The following is a 256-nucleotide window of genomic DNA, read 5'->3' as shown; positions in this document are numbered from 1 at the left end:
CTGGAATATTATTACCCGTCATATCGTTCCTAACGTACTGGGTATTGTTGCTGTGTATTCAACACTGCTGGTACCGCAGATGATTTTGACCGAATCTTTCCTGAGTTTCCTTGGTCTGGGTGTACAGGAGCCAATGACCAGCTGGGGTGCCCTGCTGCAAGAAGGGGCACAAACAATGGAGATTGCCATCTGGCAGCTGTTGTTCCCTGCGATATTTATGGTCCTGACTTTATTCTGCTTTAACTATGTTGGCGAT

General features: G+C 46.9%; 1 protein-coding gene. It reads left to right on the top strand.

Translation table 11 applies throughout. The annotated features are described in order from the left end of the window. Positions 1–256 (top strand): ABC transporter permease subunit (locus R0J87_RS22265; protein ID WP_498889036.1); only part of this gene is annotated, 256 nt, incomplete at both ends.

This window comes from Halomonas sp. SIMBA_159 (genome assembly GCF_046536035.1).
Lineage (GTDB): Bacteria > Pseudomonadota > Gammaproteobacteria > Pseudomonadales > Halomonadaceae > Vreelandella > Vreelandella venusta_A.
This window is presented reverse-complemented; position numbering and strand designations above follow the sequence as displayed.